The sequence below is a fragment of the Leucobacter sp. USHLN154 genome, from assembly GCF_037145595.1.
Taxonomy (GTDB): Bacteria; Actinomycetota; Actinomycetes; order Actinomycetales; family Microbacteriaceae; genus Leucobacter; species Leucobacter alluvii.
Window position 1 is genome coordinate 327,283 of the sequence record NZ_JBBCXF010000003.1, and the last position, 24,631, is coordinate 351,913.

At 67.6% G+C, this 24,631-nt stretch carries 23 protein-coding genes; 3 read left to right on the forward strand and 20 right to left on the reverse strand.

Annotated elements, in window-relative coordinates:
* Positions 1-78: 78 nt before the first annotated feature.
* From WFH23_RS07665 to WFH23_RS07690, 6 genes are all read right to left on the reverse strand, one after another.
* Positions 79-1,578, reverse strand: coding sequence for an RsmB/NOP family class I SAM-dependent RNA methyltransferase (locus tag WFH23_RS07665; RefSeq protein WP_336662104.1), 1,500 nt, complete (start codon positions 1,576-1,578; stop codon positions 79-81).
* The gene (locus WFH23_RS07670; RefSeq protein ID WP_336662105.1) at positions 1,575-2,507 is read right to left on the reverse strand and encodes a methionyl-tRNA formyltransferase; all 933 of its coding nucleotides are present in this window, start codon (positions 2,505-2,507) and stop codon (positions 1,575-1,577) included. Before WFH23_RS07670 ends, WFH23_RS07665 begins: the two co-directional genes overlap by 4 nt.
* A 54-nt stretch (positions 2,508-2,561) precedes the next feature.
* Positions 2,562-4,598: a hypothetical protein gene (locus WFH23_RS07675; protein WP_336662106.1), complete on the reverse strand. Its 2,037-nt coding sequence runs from the start codon at positions 4,596-4,598 to the stop codon at positions 2,562-2,564.
* A gap of 9 nt (positions 4,599-4,607) precedes the next feature.
* Entirely contained in the window at positions 4,608-5,804 is a 1,197-nt protein-coding gene (gene metK / locus WFH23_RS07680) for a methionine adenosyltransferase (protein ID WP_336662107.1), read from the reverse strand.
* 119 nt (positions 5,805-5,923) lie between these two features.
* Positions 5,924-6,211 (reverse strand): DNA-directed RNA polymerase subunit omega, encoded by a 288-nt coding sequence (gene rpoZ / locus WFH23_RS07685; RefSeq protein ID WP_090149311.1) that lies wholly within the window; start codon positions 6,209-6,211, stop codon positions 5,924-5,926.
* A 92-nt stretch (positions 6,212-6,303) separates the two neighbouring features.
* On the reverse strand, positions 6,304-6,951 hold the full coding sequence (locus tag WFH23_RS07690; RefSeq protein WP_090149315.1) for a hypothetical protein: 648 nt from the start codon (positions 6,949-6,951) through the stop codon (positions 6,304-6,306).
* Between the two features lie 103 nt (positions 6,952-7,054).
* On the opposite strand from WFH23_RS07690, the gene WFH23_RS07695 reads away from it, so the two are divergent.
* A complete protein-coding gene (locus WFH23_RS07695; RefSeq protein WP_090149318.1) occupies positions 7,055-7,924 on the forward strand; it encodes an acyl-CoA thioesterase in 870 nt (289 codons plus the stop codon).
* A gap of 22 nt (positions 7,925-7,946) precedes the next feature.
* On the opposite strand, the gene WFH23_RS07700 is transcribed toward WFH23_RS07695, so the two are convergent.
* The 3 genes from WFH23_RS07700 to WFH23_RS07710 all read right to left on the reverse strand — a co-directional run bounded on the left by WFH23_RS07700 (position 7,947) and on the right by WFH23_RS07710 (position 10,753).
* A complete protein-coding gene (locus WFH23_RS07700) occupies positions 7,947-8,414 on the reverse strand; it encodes an acyl-CoA thioesterase (RefSeq protein ID WP_090149322.1) in 468 nt (155 codons plus the stop codon).
* A 79-nt stretch (positions 8,415-8,493) separates the two neighbouring features.
* Positions 8,494-10,176 (reverse strand): energy-dependent translational throttle protein EttA, encoded by a 1,683-nt coding sequence (ettA, locus tag WFH23_RS07705; protein ID WP_090149327.1) that lies wholly within the window; start codon positions 10,174-10,176, stop codon positions 8,494-8,496.
* Between the two features lie 88 nt (positions 10,177-10,264).
* Positions 10,265-10,753, reverse strand: coding sequence for a DUF6993 domain-containing protein (locus tag WFH23_RS07710; RefSeq protein WP_336662108.1), 489 nt, complete (start codon positions 10,751-10,753; stop codon positions 10,265-10,267).
* Positions 10,754-11,023: 270 nt separating this feature from the next.
* Between WFH23_RS07710 and ssb the strand changes: the two genes are divergently transcribed.
* Positions 11,024-11,557: a single-stranded DNA-binding protein gene (gene ssb, locus WFH23_RS07715; protein ID WP_336662109.1), complete on the forward strand. Its 534-nt coding sequence runs from the start codon at positions 11,024-11,026 to the stop codon at positions 11,555-11,557.
* Here the strand turns inward: ssb and msrA are convergent.
* The 4 genes from msrA to WFH23_RS07735 form a co-directional block, all read right to left on the reverse strand.
* Positions 11,554-12,078, reverse strand: a complete 525-nt coding sequence (gene msrA / locus WFH23_RS07720) for a peptide-methionine (S)-S-oxide reductase MsrA (protein WP_336662110.1) — start codon at positions 12,076-12,078, stop codon at positions 11,554-11,556. The genes ssb and msrA overlap by 4 nt on opposite strands.
* Positions 12,075-12,914, reverse strand: a complete 840-nt coding sequence (gene nadE, locus WFH23_RS07725) for an ammonia-dependent NAD(+) synthetase (RefSeq protein WP_336662111.1) — start codon at positions 12,912-12,914, stop codon at positions 12,075-12,077. The genes msrA and nadE overlap by 4 nt, the downstream gene beginning before the upstream one ends.
* Positions 12,915-12,968: 54 nt before the next feature.
* Positions 12,969-16,475, reverse strand: coding sequence for a DNA polymerase III subunit alpha (gene dnaE / locus WFH23_RS07730; protein WP_442918717.1), 3,507 nt, complete (start codon positions 16,473-16,475; stop codon positions 12,969-12,971).
* Between the two features lie 170 nt (positions 16,476-16,645).
* The gene (locus WFH23_RS07735) at positions 16,646-17,725 is read right to left on the reverse strand and encodes an acyltransferase (protein WP_336662113.1); all 1,080 of its coding nucleotides are present in this window, start codon (positions 17,723-17,725) and stop codon (positions 16,646-16,648) included.
* 189 nt (positions 17,726-17,914) lie between these two features.
* Between WFH23_RS07735 and WFH23_RS07740 the strand changes: the two genes are divergently transcribed.
* The gene (locus WFH23_RS07740; protein ID WP_336662114.1) at positions 17,915-19,441 is read left to right on the forward strand and encodes a glycosyltransferase family 2 protein; all 1,527 of its coding nucleotides are present in this window, start codon (positions 17,915-17,917) and stop codon (positions 19,439-19,441) included.
* A gap of 11 nt (positions 19,442-19,452) precedes the next feature.
* Here the strand turns inward: WFH23_RS07740 and WFH23_RS07745 are convergent, their stop codons facing one another.
* The 7 genes from WFH23_RS07745 to ftsZ all read right to left on the reverse strand — a co-directional run bounded on the left by WFH23_RS07745 (position 19,453) and on the right by ftsZ (position 24,511).
* On the reverse strand, positions 19,453-20,370 hold the full coding sequence (locus WFH23_RS07745) for an RluA family pseudouridine synthase (RefSeq protein WP_090149345.1): 918 nt from the start codon (positions 20,368-20,370) through the stop codon (positions 19,453-19,455).
* The gene (gene lspA, locus WFH23_RS07750; protein ID WP_336662115.1) at positions 20,357-20,959 is read right to left on the reverse strand and encodes a signal peptidase II; all 603 of its coding nucleotides are present in this window, start codon (positions 20,957-20,959) and stop codon (positions 20,357-20,359) included. Before lspA ends, WFH23_RS07745 begins: the two co-directional genes overlap by 14 nt.
* A gap of 8 nt (positions 20,960-20,967) precedes the next feature.
* Positions 20,968-21,663 carry a DivIVA domain-containing protein gene (locus WFH23_RS07755; RefSeq protein WP_090149351.1) on the reverse strand — a complete coding sequence of 232 codons (696 nt, stop codon included), beginning with the start codon at positions 21,661-21,663 and terminating at the stop codon, positions 20,968-20,970.
* A gap of 90 nt (positions 21,664-21,753) precedes the next feature.
* Positions 21,754-22,047, reverse strand: coding sequence for a YggT family protein (locus WFH23_RS07760; RefSeq protein WP_090149359.1), 294 nt, complete (start codon positions 22,045-22,047; stop codon positions 21,754-21,756).
* A 2-nt stretch (positions 22,048-22,049) separates the two neighbouring features.
* Entirely contained in the window at positions 22,050-22,547 is a 498-nt protein-coding gene (locus tag WFH23_RS07765) for a cell division protein SepF (protein ID WP_090149362.1), read from the reverse strand.
* 30 nt (positions 22,548-22,577) lie between these two features.
* Positions 22,578-23,273, reverse strand: a complete 696-nt coding sequence (locus tag WFH23_RS07770; protein ID WP_336662116.1) for a YggS family pyridoxal phosphate-dependent enzyme — start codon at positions 23,271-23,273, stop codon at positions 22,578-22,580.
* Positions 23,274-23,278: 5 nt separating this feature from the next.
* Positions 23,279-24,511: a cell division protein FtsZ gene (gene ftsZ, locus WFH23_RS07775; RefSeq protein ID WP_090149370.1), complete on the reverse strand. Its 1,233-nt coding sequence runs from the start codon at positions 24,509-24,511 to the stop codon at positions 23,279-23,281.
* Positions 24,512-24,631: the final 120 nt, after the last annotated feature.

A 24,631-nucleotide genomic window follows, 5' to 3' on the forward strand; every position in this document is an offset into this window, starting at 1 on the left:
GTCGAAGGCGGCGGTGCCTCCGGCTCCGGATGCGGGGTCATGCTCACAGGGTAAGCCCGACCTCCGACATCCACCAGATCAGGAGTCGACCGCGCGGCGCTCGATGAGCGAGATGAACATCGCGTCCGTACCGTGTCGATGCGGCCAGAGTTGGACGCTCAACCCGTCTCCCGGCAGATCGAGGGGCTCCCGTGCCACCTCCCCGACCACCGCGCGCGCATCGATCTCCACCAGATCCGCTCGACTGCGCAGCAGACGATCCACGGTGACCCGCGTCTCCGCGAGGTGAGGCGAGCACGTCACGTAGGCGAGGATTCCTCCTGGAGCGAGGTGGGCGCACGCCTCCTGCAGCAACTCCGCCTGCAACCGCGTGAGCCCTGGGAGGTCGGATGGCTGCTTTCGCCAGCGGGCTTCGGGCCGGCGCCGCAATGCGCCGAGCCCTGAGCATGGCGCATCGACCAGGATGCGGTCGAACCGTTCGCCGCCGTACGCCTCGTCATCCCGGCCGTCGAACGAGACCACGTCGACCGCGCCCGCGACTCCCGCGACCGAGTTCCGCACGAGCTGCGCGCGATGCGCTGCAACCTCGTTCGCACGCACGCTCGCGCCCCCGATGAGCGCCTCCGCTCCCAGGACGGCCGTCTTTCCGCCGGGCCCGGCGCACAGATCGAGCCAACGCTCCCCGGGCCGCACCGGCCGCGCGCGGGTGAGCGCGAGCGCGGCGAGTTGCGAACCCTGATCCTGCACACGCGCGAATCCACGCCGCGCTCCACTGGCCGCGATGGCGCGTGCGGGGTCACCGCCCCCGATCTCGACGCCGAGCGGCGATGGTCCCGAAACGACGACCTCGGCCTCCGCAGCGCGCTCGGCAGCTTCGATCGGAGTGACCCCGGCGCCCGGCAGGATCGCGACGTTGACGCGCGGAGCCGCGTTGTCGGCGACCAGCAGTGCGTCGAGCTCGTCTTCACGCCCTTCGATCCGCAACGCGTCCTGCATGGCGCGAATCACCCACGCCGGGTGCGAGGCGAGCGCGGCGCGGGCATCGTCGACCCCGGCGGCGGACTCCGCGATCCGCGCATCCCATTCCTCATTCGATGCACGCCCGATGCTCCTGAGCACGCCGTTCACGAAGCCGGCCGCTGCGCGGTTGCCCACGCGCCGCTGCAGCTCGACGCTCTCGTTCACCGCTGCGTGCGGCGCGGTGCGCATGCCGAGCAGCTGATGGACGCCCAACCGCAGGACGTTGCGCGTTCTGGCATCGATGCGCTCGATCTCGCGATCTGCCGCGAGCTCGATGATCCGGTCGTACCTGCCGCGCCACCGCAATGCGCCGGAGGCGAGCTCCGTTGCGAGGCCAGCGTCGCGCGTATCGAGCCCCGCCTCTCGGATGCGCCCCGGGAGGGCGAGATTCGCATAGGCCTCGCGATCCTCGACATCGCGCAGCACATCGTAAGCGACGAGCCGAGCGGGCGAGATGGCCGCTCCGCTCCGCTCGGCGCTCTCGCGCCGGTCCGGCCTTCCGCCCCGTGCGCCGCCGCTGCGGCCCCGGCCGCGCGCGCCGTGCTGCGTTCCGCTCATGCGAGTTCCGCCCGTCCATCGCGTCCGCGCAACCACGCGGCGCCGTCCATCGCCGGTTTTCCCGCCGGCTGCACCCGCACCAGCTCGAGCATCCCGTCGTGGAGGGCGAGCATCGCCCTTCCCTCCAGCAGGCCGACCGCGCCGGCCTGCATCGCATCGACGCCCGGTGGTGAGTCGGAGCCCGACGGGGCGCGCAGTTCCCTGACCTTCAACGGCACCCCGTCATGCATCGCGTAGGCCCCTGGCTCCGGCGTCATCGCGGCCCACTGCGCCAGAACGTCACGGGCCCCGCGCCCGAGATCGAGGCGACCGTCTTCGCGCGTGAGCTTCTCGGCGTAGCTCGCCTCTCCGACCTGAGGCGCGCCCGCCGCGGGGTCCGCCCCGAGCAGTTCCACGGCTTCGACGAGCGCGCCGGTGCCGAACGAAGCGAGATCTGAGAGCGCAGCGCCCGCAGACGTTCCTTCCGGATACTGCCGCGAATCCGTCGTCAGAATGTCGCCGGCGTCGAGCGCTGCGACCAGGCGGAACACGGTCACGCCGAGGCGCTGCTCCCCCGCCTCCAATGCGCGCTGGACGGGAGCCGCACCGCGCCACTTCGGCAGCGCGGAGAAGTGCAGGTTGATCCACCCGAGCTCCGGCGTGCTGAGCAGCGGCTCTCGAACGAGGCCGCCGTACGCGACGATCACCCCGAGCTCGGGAGCGAGCTGACGCACCCAAGCAGTGGCCTCGTCATCGAGACGGTTCGCCCGGTGCACCGGAATTCCCAGAGCTTCGGACGCCACCGCGACCGGCGACGGGGTGAGCACGCGCTTCCGCCCGAGCGGAGCATCCTCGCGGGTGACCACTCCCACGACTTCGTGCCCGGCGGCGCGAAGCGCGTGGAGACTGGGTACGGCGAACTCAGGGGTTCCGGCAAAGACGATCCGCATCCGACCATTCTCCCACGCCCGCACCGCTCCCGCCGCGCGCACCAGATCCACCCGTCATCCGTCGAAGACTCCGCGATCGTCGAACCGGAGCCTGAGCGCCTCTGGCCGCGCTCGACCGGAGGCGCGGCCCCGCGTGCGGGACGCGGACCCGGCTGCGTCTGAGACCAGCGCACCGCGCAATCGCCTCGCGACCTCCGCACCGTGGCCGTAATCGAATCGGACGATCGCGCGGACGAGCCCCTGCGGGGTCTTCGCGATGCCGCCGGGGGGAAGCGGAGTCGGGCCGAGATGATCGACGCCCGGCAACGACTCGAGCTGCTGCAGCGCGCGCTGGACCTCCTCGGGCCCGCCGCTCACGCTCGCCACGCGCACGGCAGGGGGGTAGCGGAGGGCATGCCGGTCGCGCAGCTCCCCGTGCAGCCATTCGTCCGCGCGTCCGGTGACGAATGCGCGCACCACCGGCCCGCCGCCCGAGGCCATCAGGCAGACGCCGTCTGGGGCGGTGAGCGCGGCCGCGTTCTCCCACCAGCGCAGGCAGTCCTCACCCGCGCGCAGCGTCTCGATGCTGAGCAGGCGCTCGGCGTCGAGCAGCACGACGGCGCGGTATCCCCCCGCCGCCAGCGGCTCGGCCCCGCGGGTGGCGACCACGATAGCCGGGCGAGCGTCCACGCGCTCGCGGGGATGCTCGCCGTCGCTGAGCAGGACTCTGGCGCCCTCGAACTGGCGCTCGAACTGCTCGACGGTGCGCCCCGACCCCATGCCCCGCTCCACGAGTCGTCTGCCGTCGCAGGTGCGGCAGTGCCAGTCGCTCGCGTACTCGCCGCACCACCGGCACGAGGCGCGCCCGATCACCCGGAAGCCGATCGGCCCGTTGCAGACACCGCAGCGCGCGAGGTCGCCGCAATCTTCGCACACCGCAACCGGGGCGTAGCCGGGCGTCGCGACCTGCACGAGTACGGGGCCGGTGCGCAGTCCCTCGCGAATCGTCCTCGCCGCGAACTCGGGAACGCGCCCCGCGAACGCGTCGGGCGCGAGCGATGCGTCCGCGTGCACCACGCGGGCGCGCTTCGGCGGGTTGCGCTGCGCGTGCACGTACCCGAGATCGACGAGCCGCTGCACCTCGGCACTGCGGGCGTGCGCGGCGAAGAACAGGCCGGCCGATTCCTGCTCGGCTCTGACGAGCGCGGCGTCGCGGGCATGCACGTACGGAGCGAGCGGCTCGGCGAGCACGGGGTCGCCGTCGTCCCACATGATGATGGCCCCGAGCGCGTGGGCCGGGGCGTAGACGGCGGACCGATTGCCGAGGATGACGCGGGGCTCCGGGTCGCGAGCGCGCAGGAAGCCGGCGTAGCGCTCCGCGTTCGACTGCCGGGAATCGACGCGAACGACGTCCTCGTGCCCGAGCGCTGCGAGGGCGTCGCGCAATTGGTCCAGGTCGCGGTAATCGGGCGCGATGAGGATCGCGCTGCGTCCGAGCGCGTGCACGGCGAGCGCGGTGCGGGCGAGTTGCACCGCCCAGCCGCCGACCCATTCGCCGGTGTGCAGCCGATCGGGCCCGTGCGAAGCGGTGAGTGCCAGGCGGGAGCCGCCGACCAGTTGCTCGGCGATGCCCTGCTCCTGCGTTCCCGGCTCTTCGACCTCCGGCTCGGCGGCGTCGGGAGTGGTCGCGTCAGCTTCCGCGGCCGCCCGCGCAGCGAGATGCTGCTTCTCGACGCGCACCTGGCGGGTAGGGATCGCGAGCCGCAGGATGTCACCGGCTGACCCGCCGGCCCGATCGGCGACCGCCCGGGCGAGCCTCCACACCTCGGTGGAGAGCACGGGCACGAGGGTCACGATGTCGGCGATCGGCGAGAGCTCCCCGCCGAAATCGCTGCGTTCGGTGAAGCCGATCACGTACCCGAAGGTCTTCCGCTCCTTCGAGCGAAAGGGCACCCGCACGCGCTGGCCGACGCGGATGTCGTCGGCGAGTTCGGGCGGTACGGCGTAGTCGAAGAGATGGTCGAGCTGCGGGAGCGCCGAATCGAGCAGGATCTGGGCGATGGGTCGCCCCTGCGCTGATTCAGCCGTCGTGAACGCTGTCGCGGCCGGCATGCGGCTCGCCTACAGGCCCGCGGCGGCCCGCAACTCGGCGACGCGAGGAGTGGACTCCCAGGTGAACTCGGGCAGTTCGCGCCCGAAGTGGCCGTACGCGCTCGTCTGCGCATAGATCGGTCGGAGCAGCTCGAGGTCGCGGATGATCGCGAGCGGGCGCAGGTCGAAGACGTCGCGAACGGCTCGCTCGATCCGGTCGAGCGGCACCGTCTCCGTGCCGAACGTCTCGACGTACAGCCCGACGGGATGCGCACGTCCGATCGCGTAGGCGACCTGCAGCTCCGCGCGCGCAGCGAGACCGGCGCGCACCACGTGCTTCGCGACCCAGCGCATCGCGTAGGCCGCGGAGCGGTCGACCTTGGACGGATCCTTGCCGCTGAAGGCACCGCCGCCGTGACGGCTGGCGCCGCCGTAGGTGTCGATGATGATCTTGCGTCCGGTGAGTCCGGCGTCGCCCATCGGACCGCCGACGACGAAGGGCCCGGCCGGGTTGATGAACAGCTCGGCCTGAGCGCTCGCGAGTTCGACGCGCTCGAGCACCGGGCGGATCACCAAGCGCTCGACCGCATCCCTCAATGCCGGTTGCGTCATGTCGACGTGGTGCTGGGTCGACACGACGATCGCCTCGACACTCACTGCCCGATCGCCGTCGTAGCCGATCGTCACCTGCGTCTTGCCGTCCGGGCGCAGCTCGGGAAGTTCCCCGCTCTTTCGCACTTCGGTGAGGCGCTCGGCCAGCCGGTGCGCGATCCAGCTCGGCAACGGATGGAGTTCCGGCGTCTCATCGGTCGCGAACCCGAACATGATTCCCTGGTCGCCGGCTCCCTGCCGGTTGAGCTCGTCGTCGGCATCATCGGAGCCGCTGCGCACCTCGAGCGAGGTGTCGACGCCACCCGCGATGTCGGGCGACTGCTGACCGATCGAAACGGAGACGCCGCACGACGACGCGTCGAACCCCATCTCGGAGCTCGTATAGCCGATCTCTCGAACCGCGTCGCGCACCAGCTGCGGGATCTCGACGTATCCGCTCGTCGACACCTCACCCGCGACGTGCACGAGCCCGGTCGTCACGAGCGTCTCCACCGCTACGCGAGCGCCGGGATCCTGCGCGAGCATCGCGTCGAGAATCGTGTCGGAGATGCGATCGCAGATCTTGTCGGGGTGCCCCTCGGTGACTGATTCTGACGTGAACTGGCGCAACGACACGGTACTCCTCAAGATGACGGGCGGATGCGGGGAGGAAACCCCGGCCGGAAACGCCAGTGGCGCCGGACCCTGTTCAGGGTATCCGACGCCACCGACACTGCTGCGAATGCAGCTGAAGATTACGCTTCTTCGAGCTCGTCGGACGCAGCGGCCTCTTCGGCGCGACGCGTCATCGTGAGCTTGCCCTCGACGATCTCGTGCAGCGCGATCGAGAGCGGCTTGTCGTCCACCGACGAGTCGACCAGCGGGCCGACGTTGTCGAACAGATTGCCGTCGTGCAGATCCGTGTAGTAATCGTTGATCTGCCGCGCACGCTGCGAGGCGAAGACCACCAAGGCGTACTTCGAATCGACCTTCTCGAGCAGATCGTCGATGGGCGGGTCGATGATGCCGTTGGGATTGGCCATGTACACACTCCTCTAGTTGACCGTCCTATCCTACCTGAGGAATGCCGACTCCGCTGGTCGGAGACTGGATCGCCCCCGACTCCACGGGTCGACTACCCGATGAGCGAGCGGACGAGGACATGGCCGCGCGGCGTGGACACGCGAATCCACGTCAGTGATCGGGAGACATCCGCGGTGTCAGCACCCGTCAAGAAACCCATCGCCTCGGCAGCGAAGGCCGCGGCCGCCGGGATGCCGGGGGCGACCTCCAGCCCCCAGACCGAAGCGCGCACACGGTGCACGACGGCCTCGCCCGGGTCGGCCGGGAGCGAGGCCGCCACGCGGCCGATCCCCTCCTCCGCGACCGCACTCAGCGACGCAGCATCCAGCACGCCGGCGGCGGTCCACCCGGCGGCGGGCGGCAGCACACCGGCCCATGCCGCCATCGGACTCGACACGGGGATCTCCAGCTCGCGTCCGGCGAATCCCATCCGGGCGATCCGGTCGAGCAGAGCCCGACCGGGCACGGTGACGTCGACCGGCGTCCCCGGCGCGTCGCTCAGCGCGAACGCGCGCATGACGAGCACGACGGGCACGGTATCGGTGATGCCGCGCGGCGCTTGCGTGCATCCGTAGACCGCCAGCGCCGCACCGCGGGAGGTCATGCGCACGTCGGGCTGCCCCGCGCGCAGCAGGCGTTCCAGGAATATCCGCAGGTCGTCGCGTGTGGCGGCGTCGGAAAGCTGCATCGTCTCGGGCATACGGCCAGAGTCTAGTGGGCTGCCACGGGACGCGGAGCGGGCCGGGGCCCCGCCGCGCATAGACTGGTTTCAACGTTTCCCGCGTGCTGACAACGGAGGATCAATGACCGCGACGCAAGGGCTCATGGACATGCTGACCGTGCTCGACTCCGGAGCGCGCACGCGAGAGGACATCCTCACTGGCCCTCCGCTCCCCACGCCGCACGGCCGTTCGTTCGGCGGCCAGGTGCTCGGCCAGGCGATCGCGGCCGCGGGCCGAACAGTGCCGAACGACCGCGAGATCCACTCCATGCACGGGTACTTCCTCAGGCCCGGCGACGCCGACGCGCGCATGACGTTCGAGGTGGATCGCCTCCACGACGGACGCTCGTTCTCGACGCGTCGGGTGCAGGCGTACCAGCACGGTGAGGCTCGGATGTCGATGATCGCGTCCTTCCAAACCGAAGACCCCGGGCTGGAGCACCAGGAGCAGATCGATCTCAGCGGGCTCCCCGACCCGGAATCGCTCCCGACCGTGTGGGAGAAGTACGGCCACCTCTCCGGCAACGGCCGCGCATCCTGGGTGCTCGATCGCCCCTTCGACTTCCGATACGTGGAGTCCGACATCATCCTCGAGGTCGCTGAACGCACCTCCAGGCAACGCGTGTGGATGCGCAGCCGTGAGCCGTTCGAGGCGTCTCCGCTCCTCAACGCCGCCGCACTCGCATTCGGCAGCGACTACCTGTTGCTCGAACCGGTGGCGCGACGGCACGGTCTCCCCTGGGCCACTCCCGGGATGCGCGCCGCGAGTCTCGATCACGCGATGTGGTTCCACCGGCCGTTCCGGGTCGACGAATGGTTGCTCTACGAGCTCGACGCCCCCACCTCCCAGGGCGGCCGAGGCCTGGCCAACGGCCGCTTCTTCGATCGCGACGGCGTGCACGTCGCCTCGGTCGCGCAGGAGAGCATGATGCGCCTCCCCAGCCAGCGCTGACCGGCGGGGAACGGAGCCGCATTCAGGGGCGGCGCAGCTCCAGCGGCGCGTCCATCCACTCCGCTACCGAAGCGCGCCCGGCGTCCGAGAGCCGAATCGGCCGCAGCGTCTCGCCGTCGACGATCACAATGTGAGAGACCGCCCGGGCGACGACCGAACGCCCGCTCGCCGCACCGTCGACGATCTCGTAGTGCACCTCGAGGCTCGAGCCGCCGAGCTTTCCGATCCAGAGCTCCACGAGGATCGGCCGATCCGAGTATTCGAGCACGCGAAGATACTCGATCTGCTGACTCGCGACCAGCATCTTCGGTCCGGACGGGTCGTCACTGCGGAAGTGCCGCTCCATGCCGGTCCGTTCGCGGCCGGAGCCGAGCCAGAACGTGCGCACGCGTGCTTCCTCGAGAAAGCGCGCGAAGGCCACATTGTTCACGTGCCCGTACGCATCCTGATCGCCCCAGCGCAGCTCCATGTCGATGTGGGCGCGTGCCATTGCGAATCCTCTCGTCTCGCCAGAACCGCGTGATCGGCACGGGGCGCGCCTCAGTGCGCGAGGCGCGCCCCGTCCCCGACTAGTCGCGCGTGAGTTTGCGGTAGGTGACGCGAGAGGGCTTCGCAGCATCCGCTCCCAGGCGCTCGACCTTGTTGGCCTCGTACGCCTCGAAGTTCCCCTCGTACCAGTACCAGTTCGCCGGCTGATCCTCAGTGCCCTCGTACGCGAGGATATGCGTCGCGATGCGGTCCAAGAACCAGCGGTCGTGCGTGATGACCACGGCGCAGCCGGGGAATTCGAGCAGAGCGTTCTCGAGACTCGAGAGCGTCTCGACGTCCAAGTCGTTGGTCGGCTCGTCGAGCAGCAGCAGGTTGCCGCCCTGTTTCAGCGTGAGTGCGAGGTTGAGGCGGTTGCGCTCGCCGCCCGACAGCACGCCGGCCGGCTTCTGCTGATCCGGCCCTTTGAAGCCGAAGGTCGAGACGTAGGCTCGCGAGGGGATCTCGACGTTGCCCACCTTCATGTAGTCGAGCCCGTCGGAGACGACCTCCCAGACGGTCTTCTTCGGGTCGATGCCGCCGCGCGACTGGTCGACGTAGCTCAACTTGACCGTGTCGCCGATCTTCAGCTCCCCGCCGTCGAGCGGTTCGATGCCCACGATGGTCTTGAAAAGCGTGGTCTTGCCGACGCCGTTGGGGCCGATGATGCCGACGATGCCGTTGCGCGGAAGCGAGAACGAGAGACCATCGATCAGCGTGCGGCCGTCGAACCCCTTGTTTAGATCCTTGGCCTCCAGCACGATGCTGCCGAGACGCGGGCCCGCCGGGATTTGGATCTCCTCGAAATCGAGCTTGCGCGTGCGCTCCGCCTCAGTCGCCATCTCCTCGTAGCGCGCCAGACGCGCTTTCGACTTCGCCTGCCGACCCTTGGCGTTCGTGCGCACCCACTCGAGCTCCTCTTTGAGGCGCTTCTGCAGCTTCTGATCCTTCTTGCCCTGGACCTCGAGGCGAGTGGCCTTCTGCTCGAGGTACATCGAGTAGTTGCCCTCGTAGGCGTAGAGGCGGCCGCGGTCGACCTCGCAGATCCACGTCGCGACATGATCGAGGAAGTAGCGATCGTGGGTCACGGCCATGACCGCACCGGGGTACTTCGCAAGGTGCTGCTCGAGCCAGAGCACGCTCTCCGCGTCGAGGTGGTTCGTCGGCTCGTCGAGGAGCAGCAGATCGGGCTTCTCGAGCAGGAGCTTGCAGAGCGCGACACGGCGCTTCTCGCCGCCCGAGAGGTGCGAGACGATGGCATCCTGCGGCGGGCAGCGCAAGGCGTCCATCGCCTGTTCGAGCTGGTTGTCGAGGTCCCAGCCGTCGACGGCGTCGATGGCCTCCTGCAGTTCGCCCATCTCGGGGAGCAGCTTGTCGTAGTCCGCGTCGGGATCGGCCATCTCGAGCGAGATCTCGTTGAAGCGGTCGAGCTTTCCCTTGATCTCGGAGACGCCCTGCTGCACATTGGCGAGCACCGTCGCGTTCTCATCGAGCTCCGGCTCCTGCATCAGGATGCCCACGGAATACCCCGGGGTCAGCAGCGCCTCGCCGTTCGACGGGGTGTCGAGACCGGCCATAATCTTCAGGATCGTCGACTTGCCGGCGCCATTCGGCCCGACCACACCGATCTTCGCGCCCGGAAGGAACGCCATCGTGACGTCGTCGAGAATCACCTTGTCGCCGTGCGCCTTGCGCGCGCGAACCATTTGGTAAATGTACTCAGCCATATACACACTCGGGCGCAGAGGCGCCCCGAACTCCCTTATTGGAATGATGGGTTGCGGATCGCCACCACTCTACCGCCAGGAGCGCCGCTTAGCCGATCGGCGCCGTTTGCCCGATCAAACAGATGTCGCCGGCGGGGCCGACCGCCGGTTCGTTCTTCGCGACGAAGCTGCGATCAGCAGCGATGACCTGCCCGATGAGGCAATCCGACCCGATGCGCACCGAGACGAAGATATTGTCCGCCGGAAGGCTGGTCTTGCTCTGATCGAAGCTCACCTGCATCGCGGTGCGATCGAACCCGGCGTCTGCGACGGCCTGCACGATCGGAGCGCCCTGCACCGGCTCCTCCCCCGAGCTGAAGGTACGCAGCACCTCCGTGAAGTACGGCAGATTGTCTTCCGCGCTGCCTTCCGGGAAGAACTCGGGCGGCGTCTCGGGAGCAGCCGTTTCGGTGCGCTCGGGCGTTTCCGGTTGCGGACCTTCGAGCAGCGCGCAACCAGACAGCAATGCAGCGCTGAGACCGAGCGCAATGGATGCGAGAACAGCGGAACGGCGACGGGGCGTCAGAGCAGCAGGCACCCGCCCAGTGTACGCAACGACATCGCGCCGATACTGGCGATTCCCCGGAAGCGGCGGGCAGCGCGGGTGCCCCAGTGGCCACCGACCTTCGCTCACAACTCGCGCTTCGACGCGAAACGAAGAAGCGTTCCACAGAAGCTCATGGGCGTCCCGGTCCGTGTGCTCTCAGGTCCCAGGCTGGAGGCGAACGGGCGGATCGGACTCCGCACGGCACGGTCCGCCCGTTCACTCGTCTGCATCGCCGTTCAGGCCTCACCGAAGGAGCGCACCATGTCCACCACTGTCACCGTCGTCGGGACGATCGCCACCGACCCTCGCACCACCACCTCGCCGGGTCGAGCATCGTTCTGCTCGTTCCGTCTCGCCAGCACCGACCGCAGATTCGACCGCGAGCGGAACAGCTGGGTCGACGGCGAGACCAACTGGTTCTCCGTCAACGCGTTCCGCAGTCTCGCCGAGCACGCCGGGGCGTCGTTCGCGAAAGGGGAACGGGTGATCGTGCACGGGCGGCTGCGCATCCGGAGTTGGGAGTCGGACGAGAGGTCCGGCACGTCGGTGGAGATCGAAGCGGAAGCGATCGGACACGACCTGCGCTGGGGTGTGACGGCGTTCACCAGGCAGACGGCTTCGGAACCCGACTCGGCGATGAGCCAGCACTCATTCGCGGAGTCGACGGATGATGCGCCTCCGCCCCAGGGGTGGCCCGAGGAGACGGCAGATGCCCAGACGAGAGAAAGCCTCGACACCCACGACGGTGCCGAGACTCCCTCAGCGGATGGCGGCCTGCTGCCCGCCGCCGCCTAACGCAAGTACTGCGAGAACGCGGCTCGCACCTTGTTCACCTTGGGCACCGCTACGGCCAGGCAGTAACCCTGGGTCGGGTTCTTCGCGAAGAAGTCCTGATGGTACTCCTCCGCGGGGAAGACCTCGCCGAGCGGCTCGATCGTCGTCACGACGTCTCCTGGCCAGAGGTCGCCCGCGCGCGCTCGGGCGACCTCGAACGCCTCGCGCTGCTCGTCATCGGCTGGGAACATCGCCGAGCGGTACTGGGTTCCCACATCGTTGCCCTGCCGGTTGAGCTGCGTCGGGTCGTGCATCGTGAAGAACGCATCGAGGATGACTTCCGACGGAATCGTCTCCGGATCGAAGGTCACCGCGACCGCCTCGGCATGGCCTGTGGTCCCCGTGCAGACCTGCTCGTAATTCGGCTGCGCCGTATCGCCTCCGGTGTAGCAGGAGACGACCTCCGTCACTCCCTTGAGTGCGCGGTAGGCCGCGTCCAGGCACCAGAAGCATCCCCCTGCGAGCACGTATGTCGTCGTCATGATTCTCCTCCTGCCGATACCCACCAGTCGTCGCCGGGGGCGACGGGAAGCCGTCGCTTATGCTCGGTCGACCGGTATCGGCGCTCGAGATTCTCAACAGCCGCAGGAGCCACACTGTTCCCGGTCAGGTAGTCATCGATCTCCCGGTAGGTCACCCCGAGACTCGATTCGTCTGACTGGCCCGGCTCATCATCGAGAAGGTCTGCTGTCGGAGTCTTCTTCCACAGCCGCTCGGGCGCGCCGAGTTCGCGCAGCATCGCGGCACCCTGGCTCTTCGTGAGGCCTCCGAGAGGCACCACGTCGGCCGCGCCGTCTCCGAATTTCGTGTAGAAACCGGTCACCGCCTCCGCAGCGTGGTCCGTTCCGATGACGAGCAAGCCCCGATCCCCCGCGATAGCGTACTGGGCCGTCATGCGCATCCGCGCTTTCACGTTCCCACGGTTGAAGTCGGTGATCGGCAGCCCGGCCGCCGCGACCGCATCGGCCAGCGCGGTGGTCGCCGGGGCGATGTCCACCGTCAGCGATTCGTCGGGCTCGATGAACGACAGTGCGAGCTGCGCATCGTCCTCGTCGTGCTGCACCCCGTGCGGCAAGCGGACGGCCACGAAGGTCGCGTCCCTCCCCTCGGCGCGGAGCCGCTCCACCGCGAGCTGGGCCAGCCGGCCGGCGAGCGAGGAGTCCTGCCCGCCGGAGATTCCGAGCACATACCCGCGAACGCCCGGCACCGAGCGCGCGTACGCCACGAGAAATTCGATTCGACGCTCGACTTCCTCGGCAGGAACGACATCGGCACTGACATCGAGGGCACGGATGATCTGCTGCTGCGTCTCACTCATACGCCCACCCTACTCCGCGACCGTTGCAGAAGGGTTACAAGAATCGCCTCCGAATCAGACGAGATCCTCGACCGGCAAGAGACACCGCGGTCCGAGCAATCCCTTCAGTTCGCCGAAGAGATCAGCGGTGATGCGCACCTGTTGCGGCAGCTCGAACACCCGGATCGCGGTGGACGTCATCAGGTTGATGCGCACCTCGCTCTCCCCGCGATGACGCAGCAGCGTGTCCTTCAGCTCGTCCATGAGTTTCTCCGTCGCGCGAGCGTCGGAGAAGGTCAGCGTCAGCGTCGAGGCATCCTCCTGCGCTGAGACGTCGATGGGCTTCACGCCGTACGCGTGCATCGACATCCCGTCGTCGCGCGCATTCAACTTGCCTCGAAGCGCCACAACGCTGTCGGGCTGCAGCATGCTGCCGAACTCCTGGTACGACTTGCCCATGAAGAGCGCCTGCACTTCACCGGTGAAGTCTTCGATCGTGACCATTCCGTAGAGGTTGCCCGATTTCGCCGTGCGATGCTGCACGCTCGTGAGGAGACCCGCGACCGTGACGATCTCGCCGTCGAAGCTGGGGCTGGCGTCCGGGTTGGTGATCTGCTGCACAGTCGCGCTGGCCTCCTTCGCCAGCGCCGCATCGAGTCCGCGCAGCGGATGATCGGACACGTAGAGTCCCAGCATCTCGCGCTCGAACGAGAGCTTGTCCTTCTTCGTCCACTCCGGTCGGTCGGGGACCTGCGACACGGTCTCGGAGGAATCACCCTGCGCCTCCGCCGCTTCGGCGAAGAGACTGTCGAAGTCGAACCCGACGTTCCCGTTCTCCGCGTCGCGCTTCTCCTTCACCGCGCTTTCGATCGCCGGCTCGTGAATCTCGACGAGAGCCCGCCGAGTTCCTCCCAGCCCGTCGAACGCCCCCGCCTTGATCAGCGACTCCGTGGTGCGCTTGTTGAGCGCCGTGAGCGACACCTTCTTGAGGTAATCGTGGAAGGACTCGAAGCGCCCCTTCGACTCCCGAGCCTCGCGCACCGCGTCGACCACGTGCGTGCCGACGTTGCGGATGGCCCCGAGACCGAACCTGATGTCGGATCCCACTGCGGAGAAGTTCGCGAACGACTCGTTGACCGCCGGGGGCAGCACCTTGATGCCCATGCGCCGGCACTCGTTCAGGTAGATCGCGAGCTTGTCCTTGGAATCCCCCACGCTCGTCAGCAGCGCCGCCATGTACTCAGCCGGGTAGTGCGCTTTCAGGTACGCGGTCCAGTAGCTCACGACCCCGTACGCGGCGGAGTGCGCCTTGTTGAACGCGTAGTCCGAGAACGGGAGCAGGATGTCCCAGAGCGATTTGATCGCCGCATCGGAGTAGCCGCGGTCTTTCATCCCGCCGGAGAAGCCGGCGTACTGCTTGTCGAGCTCGGACTTCTTCTTCTTGCCCATGGCGCGGCGCAGAATGTCGGCCTGGCCGAGCGAGAACCCTGCGACGCGCTGGGCGATCGACATCACCTGCTCCTGGTAGATGATGAGCCCGTAGGTGGTGGAGAGGATCTCCTGGAGCGGCTCTTCCAGCTCCGGGTGAATGGGGGTGATCGGCTGCAAGCCGTTCTTGCGCAGCGCGTAGTTGGTGTGCGAATCCGCGCCCATCGGGCCGGGGCGGTACAGCGCGAGCACTGCCGAGATGTCTTCGAAGTTGTCGGGCTTCATGAGCCGCAGAAGTCCGCGCATGGGGCCGCCGTCGAGCTGGAAGACGCCGAGCGTGTCGCCGCGCGCGAGCAACTCGTAAGAGTCGGAGTCGTCGAGTTCGAGCCGCTCGAGGTCGAGCTCTTCGCCCCGGTTCAACCGAATGTTCTCGAGCGCGTCGGAGATGATCGTCAGGTTGCGCAGGCCCAGGAAGTCCATCTTGATGAGGCCGAGGCCCTCGCAGGTCGGATAGTCGAACTGCGTGACGATCTGACCGTCCTGCTCGCGCTTCTGCAGCGGGATGATATCGATGAGCGGATCGCTCGACATGATGACGCCCGCGGCGTGCACACCCCACTGGCGCTTCAAGCCCTCGAGACCGAGTGCCGTGTCGTACACGGTCTTCGCGTCGGGATCCTCCTGCAGCACGGCACGGAATTCCGCGGCCTCCTTGTACCGGGGATGCTTGTCATCGGTGATGCCCGACAGCGGAATGTCCTTCGCCATCACCGCAGGCGGCATCGCCTTCGTGAGCTTCTCCCCCATGCCGAACGGGAAACCGAGAACGCGCGACGCGTCTTTCAGCGCCTGCTTCGACTTGATGGTGCCGTAGGTGACGATCTGCGCGACGCGCTCATCGCCGTACTTCTCCGTCACGTACCTGATCACCTCACCGCGACGGCGATCATCGAAGTCGACGTCGAAGTCGGGCATGGAGACGCGGTCTGGGTTGAGGAACCGCTCGAAGATGAGGCCGTGCTGGAGCGGGTCGAGGTCGGTGATGCGCATCGCGTAGGCGACCATCGATCCGGCGCCGGAGCCTCGTCCCGGCCCGACGCGAATGCCGTTGTCCTTAGACCAGTTGATGAAGTCTGCGACGACGAGGAAGTAGCCGGGGAAGCCCATCTGCGTGATGACGCCGATCTCGTACTCGGCCTGCTTGCGCACCGCGTCGGGGATGCCCGATGGGTACCGGTACTGGAGCCCGGCCTCCACCTCTTTCACGAACCAGCTGTCCTCGGTTTCACCCGCGGGCACCGGGTACCGCGGCATGTAGTTGGCCGACGTGTTGAACTCGACGTTGCACCGCTCAGCGATCAGCAGGGTGTTGTCGCACGCTTCGGGGAAATCCCGGAAGATGTGGCGCATCTCTGCGGCGGTCTTCAGGTAGTAACCGGACCCGTTGAACTGGAAGCGATTGGGGTCGTCCAAGCGGGACCCGGACTGCACGCACAGCAGCGCGGAATGCGCCTCCGCATCCGCTTCGTGCACGTAGTGCAGGTCGTTCGTCGCGACCAGCGGAATCGACAGGTCGCGAGCGATCTTCACGAGGTCGGTCTGCACCCGGCGCTCGATCTCGAGACCATGATCCATCAGCTCGCAGAAGAAGTTCTCCTTGCCGAAGATGTCCTGGAACTCCGCCGCTGCCTGCCGGGCCTCCTGGTACTGCCCGAGCCGCAGGCGCGTCTGGATCTCCCCCGACGGGCAGCCCGTCGTCGTGATCAGCCCCGCGCCGTAGGTCTGCAGCAGTTCGCGGTCCATCCGGGGCTTGAAGTAGTACCCCTCGAGCGAGGCGTAGCTCGACAGGCGGAACAGATTGTGCATGCCCTGCGTCGTCTCGGAGAGCATCGTCATGTGCGTGTACGCACCCGACCCCGAGACGTCGTCGCCACCGCCGTCGCCCCAGCGCACGCGGGTCTTGTCCGAACGATGCGTGCCCGGGGTCAGGTACGCCTCGATGCCGATGATCGGGTTGAGGCCGTGGTCCTTCGCCTGCTTCCAGAAATCAAATGCACCGAAGGTGTTGCCGTGGTCGGTGACCGCGATCGCCGGCATGTTCTGAGCGGCTGCCGCTTCCATGAGCGGGCCGACGCGCGCTGCACCGTCGAGCATCGAATACTCGCTATGCACATGCAGATGAACGAAACCGTCGGAATCAGACACGGATAGAGCCCCTTTCGCCGCTCATCAAGCGTACCCCTCGCACGCCGATGATTCCCCGCCGCCGGGCGCGGCACCGGCCTCCGCCGGCTCCTTCCCGTGTCGAACGCGCGGCAACAGCTTCAGGCGAGCACCCCGCGCAGACGCGGAACGGTGCGCAGGAGCATCGACGCACCGAGACTCAGCACGAAGGCGAGCACGGTGACCGCGACGACTCCGACCAGCGGGAGCGCGATCTCGGTGGTGACGCCGAACCTGCGCAGCAGCCACAGGAAGAACGGATGCACGAGGTAGATGCCGAATGACGCACCGGCGACGAGCGAGACGACCCGATCCCAGCGAGCGGAGATCCGATGCGAATCGCCCCAGGCCTTCGCAGCGGCGAACACGGCGACCGAGACGACCGCGACATTGAGCGTCGTGAAGTCGAAGAACCGCTCGTCCGTCTCGCCGGCGGCGCGGGAGACGCCGCTCGTACCGACGATGGTGACGGCGATGCCCGCGACCGCGAGACACCCCCACACCGCGAGCGCTCGACCGCGGAGCGTCGTCGTGTGCAGCAGGTACCCGAGGACGAAGTACCCCGCGTAGCCGAGCACGAGATCGAATCGCATGGAGCCGAGCACGTCGGCGAGGAGCTCTCCGGCGACCGGGATTCCCGTGAGCAGCGGAAGCACGCCGGCGAACGGGATGGCGAGCGCGACGAAGTACCAGGCGACACGGCGGTCCTCGATGACGGTGCGCAGAATCGGCGTTCCGAGGTTCAACCCGAGCAGGGCCAGCAGGAACCAGAGATGGAAGTGCCCGGTGACCGCGGCGCGCAGGAAGTCGGTCGCGTCGCCGTCGCCGCCGGGACCGTATACGCCGAGGGCGGCGTACGCTGTCGACCACACCGCATAGGCGATGAGCAGTCGGGGAATGCGTCGCCTGAAGAGCGAACGGCGCGATACCCGCTTCTCCGGATCGAGGAACAGCGCCCCCGAGATCATGAAGAAGATCGGCACGGAGAAGCGCAGTGCGCTGTTGATCCAGGTCAACTGCTCCCAGGGGGCCGAATCGGGCGGAATGGCGTGCCACTCCGTGATCGCGGCGTGGATCATGACGACCGCGATGATCGCGACGCAGCGGAGCACGTCGAAGTACTCGATGCGGTTCGAGGCCGAGCGCGTCGAAGGCGCACCGTTCCCCGTTTGCCGTCTCATGCCCACCCACGATAACAAAGCCGGCTCGGCCGGGGTCGCAGGAATCGATCGGGGGAATGCTACGCCGCGCACGGAGCGCCCGGCCGACAGGTTCCTCGACGGCGAGCGGGAGTAGGGTGAACCAGAGACGCGGCGCGATCGTCCCGCGTATCCCGGCCCGTCCTGCGCACCCGAATTCGAGGAGAGAATGTGACCGAGACCGCGCCCACCGTGAGCGTCGTGATCCCCGTGTACAACTCGATGCCGTACCTCACCGGAACTCTCGACTCCCTCCTGGCGCAGGAACTCGACTCGTTCGAGATCATCGCCATCGATGACGGGTCGATGGACGGCTCTGAAACCGAGCTCGACCGGTACGCTGCGGCTGACTCGCGCATCACGGTCGTGCATCAGCCCAACAGCGGGTGGCCGGGAATGCCGCGCAACCGCGGCCTCGAGCGAGCACGCGGCAGGTACGTGCTGTTCATGGACGCCGATGACACCATGTCGCCCGATGCGCTCGCGCGAATGGTCGCCCAGGCCGATGCGCACGACGCCGACATCGTCATTCCACGATTCGAGGGCACCGGCGGGCGCCACGTCCAGGCGCTGTTCGAGCGGCATCCCGAAGGGCCGATCGAGCTCGCCAGAGCCATGGAGACGCTTTCGCCCCAGAAGCTGTTCCGTCGCGAGATGCTCGAGCGGCTCGAATTGCGCTTCCCCGAGGGCCGTGTTCGCCTCGAAGACGGGATCTTCGTCACTCGCGCCTATGTCGAGGCTCGGCGCATCATGTTCTGCGGGGACTCGCCCCTGTACTTCATCGCCCTGCGCGACGACGGGCGGAACATCTCGAGCCAGAGCATCGACCCTGACAATTACGTCTCGTCGTGCCGCAGGATCGCGGAGACCCTCATCGAAGGAGCCGCCGACCCCGATGATGCGCGTGCGCTGGTGCGTCAGTTCTTCGGCAGGAAAGGTCTCCGCTTCTACGCGCCGAAACGCTGGCTCGCGATGGACGAGGGTGGGCGCGCTCACTGGGTGGCGCTGCATCGCGAGTTCTTGCGCGACCTCTTGCCGCCTTCCACGGATGCGCAGGTGACGCACCCAACGGATCGCCGCAAAGTGGAGCTGATCCGAGACGGTGACGTCGAAGGACTCGACCGGCTGATCCGGGCTGCCGCGATGCTCGAGCACACCGCGCTCGTATCGGGCGTCCGTGCCTTGCCTGGTGGGATCGAGGTCACGGTCACGGTTCGGCTGGACCATGACGAGGCACCTGCAGGAGCGGCAGGATCAGGCCTCCGCGTGCGCGTCGCGGATCGCCTCTACCGCCTGGTGCGCCCGCTCGTCACCCGCCGCCTCGTGCGGGGAACGAGCCGGCTCGCCGCGCGATTCCTGCTGTGGAATCGGCCGCACGCCATGCTGCTCCTCTCCGGGCGCAAGCGTGGCCGCGCCACGGCCGTGCCCGGAAGACTGGCGCCTCCCGAGCCGCGGACCGCCGAGGGGACGTACCGCGCGCGCGAGCCGCGGTACCGATTCGTGCTTCCGCATGACCTCCTGCGGCGATACCGAGGAGAACGCGTCGACGCGTGGACGGTGCTCTCCGGCCCGCATCGAGTGAGCGGCGACCGCTGCCGAGTGACCGCGCCGCCGGCGCTGGACCGTCGCGTCGACGGTATTCGCGCGTACGCGACGAATCGAGGCAACTTCAGTCTGCAGGTGCCCGGTCGGGGGTGACCCGACCTGGCTCAGCCCTCCAGCGCGTCGAGTGCGCGCTGGAGATCGGCGGGGTAAGCGCTTTCGAACTGCACGGGCTCGCCGGTTCCCGGATGCCTGAAACCGAGTCGCTTGGCGTGGAGCCACTGGCGGCTCAGCTGCAGACGGGCTGAGAGCGTCGGGTCGGCACCGTACATGCTGTCGCCGACGCATGGGTGCCGCTGCGCCGACATGTGCACTCGGATCTGATGGGTGCGTCCCGTCTCGAGCCGAATCTCGAGCAGGCTCGCGTAGGGGAACGCTTCGATCGTCTCGTAGTGCGTGACCGACGGCTTCCCGTCGCGCGTCACGGCGAACTTCCACTCGTGGCCAGGATGCCGGCCGATGGGCCCCTCGATCGTGCCCGCGAACGGATCGGGGTGCCCTTGCACCACGGCGTGGTAGATCTTCTCCACTTCGCGCTCTTTGAAGGCGCGTTTCAGCTCGCTGTAGGCGCGCTCGCTCTTCGCCACCACCATCAGACCACTCGTTCCGGCGTCGAGGCGGTGCACGACGCCCTGGCGCTCCGCCGGACCGGAGGTGGCGATGCGATAGCCGGCCCCCGCGAGTGCGCCGACCACCGTTGGCCCTTGCCAGCCGAGCGAGGGATGAGCCGCGACTCCCGCTGGTTTGTCGACCACCACGATGTCGTCGTCATCGTGCACGATGCCGAGGTCGGGAAGCACGACGGGAACCACTTCTGGCCCTCGCTTCTCCTCCCAGCTGACCTCGAGCCAGCCGCCGGCCGTCAGACGATCGGATTTGCCGAGTTCGCGCCCGTCGAGCTGGACGCCTCCCCCGTTTGCGATCTCCGCGGCGAAACTGCGGGAGAAGCCGAGGAGTTTCGCGAGCGCCGCATCGACGCGATCACCCGCCAGACCATCCGGAACCGGCAGGCTACGCTGCTCCATCGGTCTCCTCCGACGTCTGATCGGCCGCGGCCCGCCCGCGAAGGCGCGGACTTCCGTCGATGTTCACTCCGAGGAGCGAGATGATCACGAAGAGCACCATTCCCGACACGATCGCGATATCGGCGATGTTGTAGATCGCCTCGTTGAACCCCAGCCACATCCAGGGGGTCGATATGAAATCGATGACGTGCCCCTGCGGGAAGCCGGGCTCACGAGTCAGCCGGTCCGTGAGGTTTCCCAGTACGCCGCCGAGCAGCAGGCCGAGGAAGAGCCCCCAGGGGATCGACCGGAGTCGTCGGATCTGCCAGAGAATCACAACGACGACGATTGCCGCGAGAATCGTGAAGATCCACGTCGAGCCTGTTGCGAAGGAGAAGGCCGCGCCGGGATTTCTCACGAAGTGCCAGCGCAGGAACTCGCCGAGCACGGGCACGGTCTGCCCTTCGACGAGATGGGCAACCACCCAGTTCTTGACGAGCTGGTCGGCCGCGAACACTGCTGCCGCCACTCCGATGAGGAGCAGCGGCACCAGCGCTCGACGCCGTGACCGCGACGCGATACTCGCGATCGGCTCAGTAGCGTCGCTCACGCTCCCGGTTACTGGAGACCGTCGGGTGCGCCGGCGGGCTCGGGCGAGCCGTCGAGGCCGCGCAGCTGCGACTGGATGTACGAGCGCAGCGTCGAGCGGTACTCGCTCTCGAACTGACGAAGATCCTTGATCTTGAACTGGAGGTCGCTGCGCTCTTCACCGAGCTGGCGGAGTTCCTCGGAACGCTGCTTCTGCGCCTCGTCGACGAGCTGCTTCGCGGTGCGCTCGGCGTCCTGGATCATCTGGTCGCGCTTGGCCTCAGCCTCGGAGATGAGCTTGTCTCGAGTGGCTTCGCCCTCGTGCACGTGCTTGTCGTGGAGCTCGAGTGCGAGCTGCAGCATCGCGCTCGACTTCACGGCATCCGGCTGCGGGACGGCGGTGTTGTCGGCGACGGCCTGGCTCGCAGCTGGCGCGGCCTGCTGCGGCGCGGGGGCCGGAGCCTCCACGACGATCGTCTGCTCTGACGCTGCACCCTCTGAGTCGGAGTCGGAGTCCTCCGTGGCGCGGGTGCCCGACTCTGCGGCTGCGAGCTTGGCGGTGAGCTCTTCGATCTGCGAGCGCAGCTCCGCCTTCTCCTGCTCGTGCTGACGGAGCTCCTCGACGATCGTGTCCAGGAAATCATCGACTTGATCGAGATCGTATCCGTCGCGGAACTTGGTGATCGTGAACTTCTGATTCACGACATCTTCGGGAGTCAAGGCCATCGTTACGTCTCTTTCGCTTCGGGACCACTGCCGTGGTCTAGAACAACGCTAGCAAATAAAGTCGGGTTCGCGCAGGTGCACCGGTCGCGGCTACCAGGCGGAGAGGATCGCGATCAGGATCAGGCAGGAGATCATCGTGAGCAACCATCCCAGATCGAGGGCGACCCGGCCGAGCCGAATCGGAGGGAATACCTTGCGGAACATACGGATCGGCGGGTCTGTCACCGTGTACACCAGCTCCACGAGCACGGCCCAGAGCCCTCGCGGCCGGAATTGCCGGTTGAGCACCATGACCCAGTCGAGAATGAAGCGCGCCCAGAGCACGAATGTGAAGATCCTGAGTGCCAGCCGGAGAATGAAGGCGATCGCTGCGACGATCTCCACGCTCAGGCCGAGGGAGCTACGAAGAACGATCCGCTGTCGTTCTTCTGCGAGTGGTCGCTGCCGGTCTCGATGTGCTCGGGCGACAGCAGGAACACCTTGCTCGTCACGCGCTCGATGCGTCCGTTGAGCCCCATGGTCAGTCCGCTCGCGAAGTCGATCAGCCGCTTCGCGTCGCCGTCGGTCATGCGGGACACGTTGACGATGACGGGGATGCCGTCGCGGAAGCTCTCGGCGATCACCTGGGCGTCGGCGTAGGCCGTGGGGTGCACGGTCAGGATCTCGTTCATCGGCTGGCTCGACGGCTGACGGGTCGGTGTGACGCGGCGCAGCGGTGTGACCGCAGCGCGCTGCGCGGGGGGCCGCGCTGCCTCCGGCTTCGGTGCCGGTGCGGTCTGCGCAGCACGCGGGGCCGCCGGCTGCGCCGACTCGGTGTTCTGGGCGTCGAGGTCTTCCTCGGCGAGGCCCAGGAACACCATGGTCTTCTTCAGCGGGTTGCTCATGTTTTCTCCCAACGGTGCGGTGGTTCGAGACTATCGGGGCTCCGGGCGTTTCCCGGTGATTGCGCTTCCGATTCTGAGGTGTGTCGCGCCCGCCGCAATGGCTTCGCGATAGTCGTGCGTCATTCCTGCGGAGATGGCCGTGGCGCCCGGCGCGACCGCGCGCACGCGCTCCGAATAGCCGGCCAGTCGTTCGAACGCGGCCGGTGCCGGCTCCTCGAGCGGTGCCACCGCCATCACTCCACGCAAATGCAGCGCGGGTGCGCGGAGCACGTGCTCAGCGAGCCGTTCGAGCTCGGCAGGAGCGGCGCCGCCGCGAGCGGGGTCTTCCGTGAGGTTCACCTGGATGAAGACTTCGATCTCGCGCTCCATGTCGGCGATCGCATCGACGAGGCGCTCCCGGTCGATCGAGTGGATCGCATGCGCATACCTCGCTGCTTGACGGGCCTTCTTCGTCTGGAGCTGTCCGACGAAGTGCCAGCGCAGATCGAGTTCCGCGAGCTGCTCGGCCTTCGCCTGAGCCTCCTGGTGTCGATTCTCGCCGACGTCCCGCACGCCCAGGTCGGCGAGTGCCGCGACCAGCTCGACCGGATGGAACTTGGTCACCACGATGAGATCGATCTCGTCCGAGCTGCGCCCGGCGTCGCGGCACGCGTCCGCAATTCCTGATTGCACCTGGTGCAGACGATCGCCCAGGCCGGGGAAGCCTCGGTCGCTGGCTTCACTCATGCGGGTTACCTCAGGAACTCGGGAATGTCGAGGTCGTCGTCGTCATCGCCGTCGAAGGCGGGATCGGAGATCTGCGCCTCCACGGGCGGATTCGAGAGCACCTCTCCGAACTGCCCCGTCGGCGGGTTCTTCGACCCGGCATCCCCTGACGCGGAGAATCCGGCGTACCCCGCGCCGACGCCTGCAGCCGCGCCGCCGCCTGCTGCTGCGGTTGCTGGCGCTGCGACCTCATCGAGGCTCTCGACGTGACTGCCGCGACGACCCCGCTCCGAGTTGGCGACGGGAGCCGGCGTCTCATCGTCGAAGCCGGCAGCGATCACGGTCACGCGCACCTCGTCTCCGAGGGTGTCGTCGATCACCGTTCCGAAGATGATGTTCGCCTCGGGGTGCACCACATCCTGCACCAGCGTCGATGCCTCGTAGATCTCGCTCAGGGCGAGGTTCGACGAGCCTTGGATCGAGAGCAGCACGCCGTGCGCGCCTTCGACGGAGGCTTCGAGCAGCGGCGAGGCCACGGCGAGCTCCGCCGCTTTGATGGCGCGATCCGCTCCGCGGGCGGAGCCGATGCCCATGAGCGCGGCACCGGCGCCCTGCATGACCGATTTCACATCGGCGAAGTCGAGGTTGATGAGACCCGGAGTCGTGATGAGGTCGGTGATGCCCGACACGCCGGCGAGGAGCACCTGGTCGGCCGCGGCGAACGCCTCGATCATGCTGATGCCGGGCTCGCTGATGTCGAGCAGGCGATCGTTGGGAACCACGATGAGCGTGTCGACGGCCTCGCGCAGCGTGTGCACGCCCGAGTCGGCCTGAGCAGCTCGGCGCTTGCCCTCGAAGCTGAACGGCCGCGTGACCACGCCGATGGTGAGTGCGCCGATGGACTTCGCGATGCGAGCCACGACCGGGGCGGCCCCCGTACCCGTGCCTCCGCCCTCGCCTGCGGTGACGAATACCATGTCGGCACCGGCGAGTGCCTCTTCGATCTCCTCGGCGTGATCCTCGGCCGCACGGCGCCCCACCTCGGGATCGGCGCCGGCGCCGAGACCGCGCGTGAGCTCGCGGCCGACGTCGAGCTTGACGTCGGCATCGCTGAGGAGCAGCGCCTGCGCATCGGTGTTGACGGCGATGAACTCGACGCCCCGCAGTCCGAGCTCGATCATCCGGTTGACTGCGTTCACGCCGCCGCCGCCGACGCCGACGACCTTGATCACCGCAAGGTAGTTCTGGTTCGCTGACACGTGGTTCCTCCGCCCCTAACCTTCAACCTTTACTCGAGGTTAAGAGTTAGTATTGCCGTATACATTTCCTGCGCACCACCGTATGGGCCAGGAGCATGCGGCAACGCCTGACACGCCGCG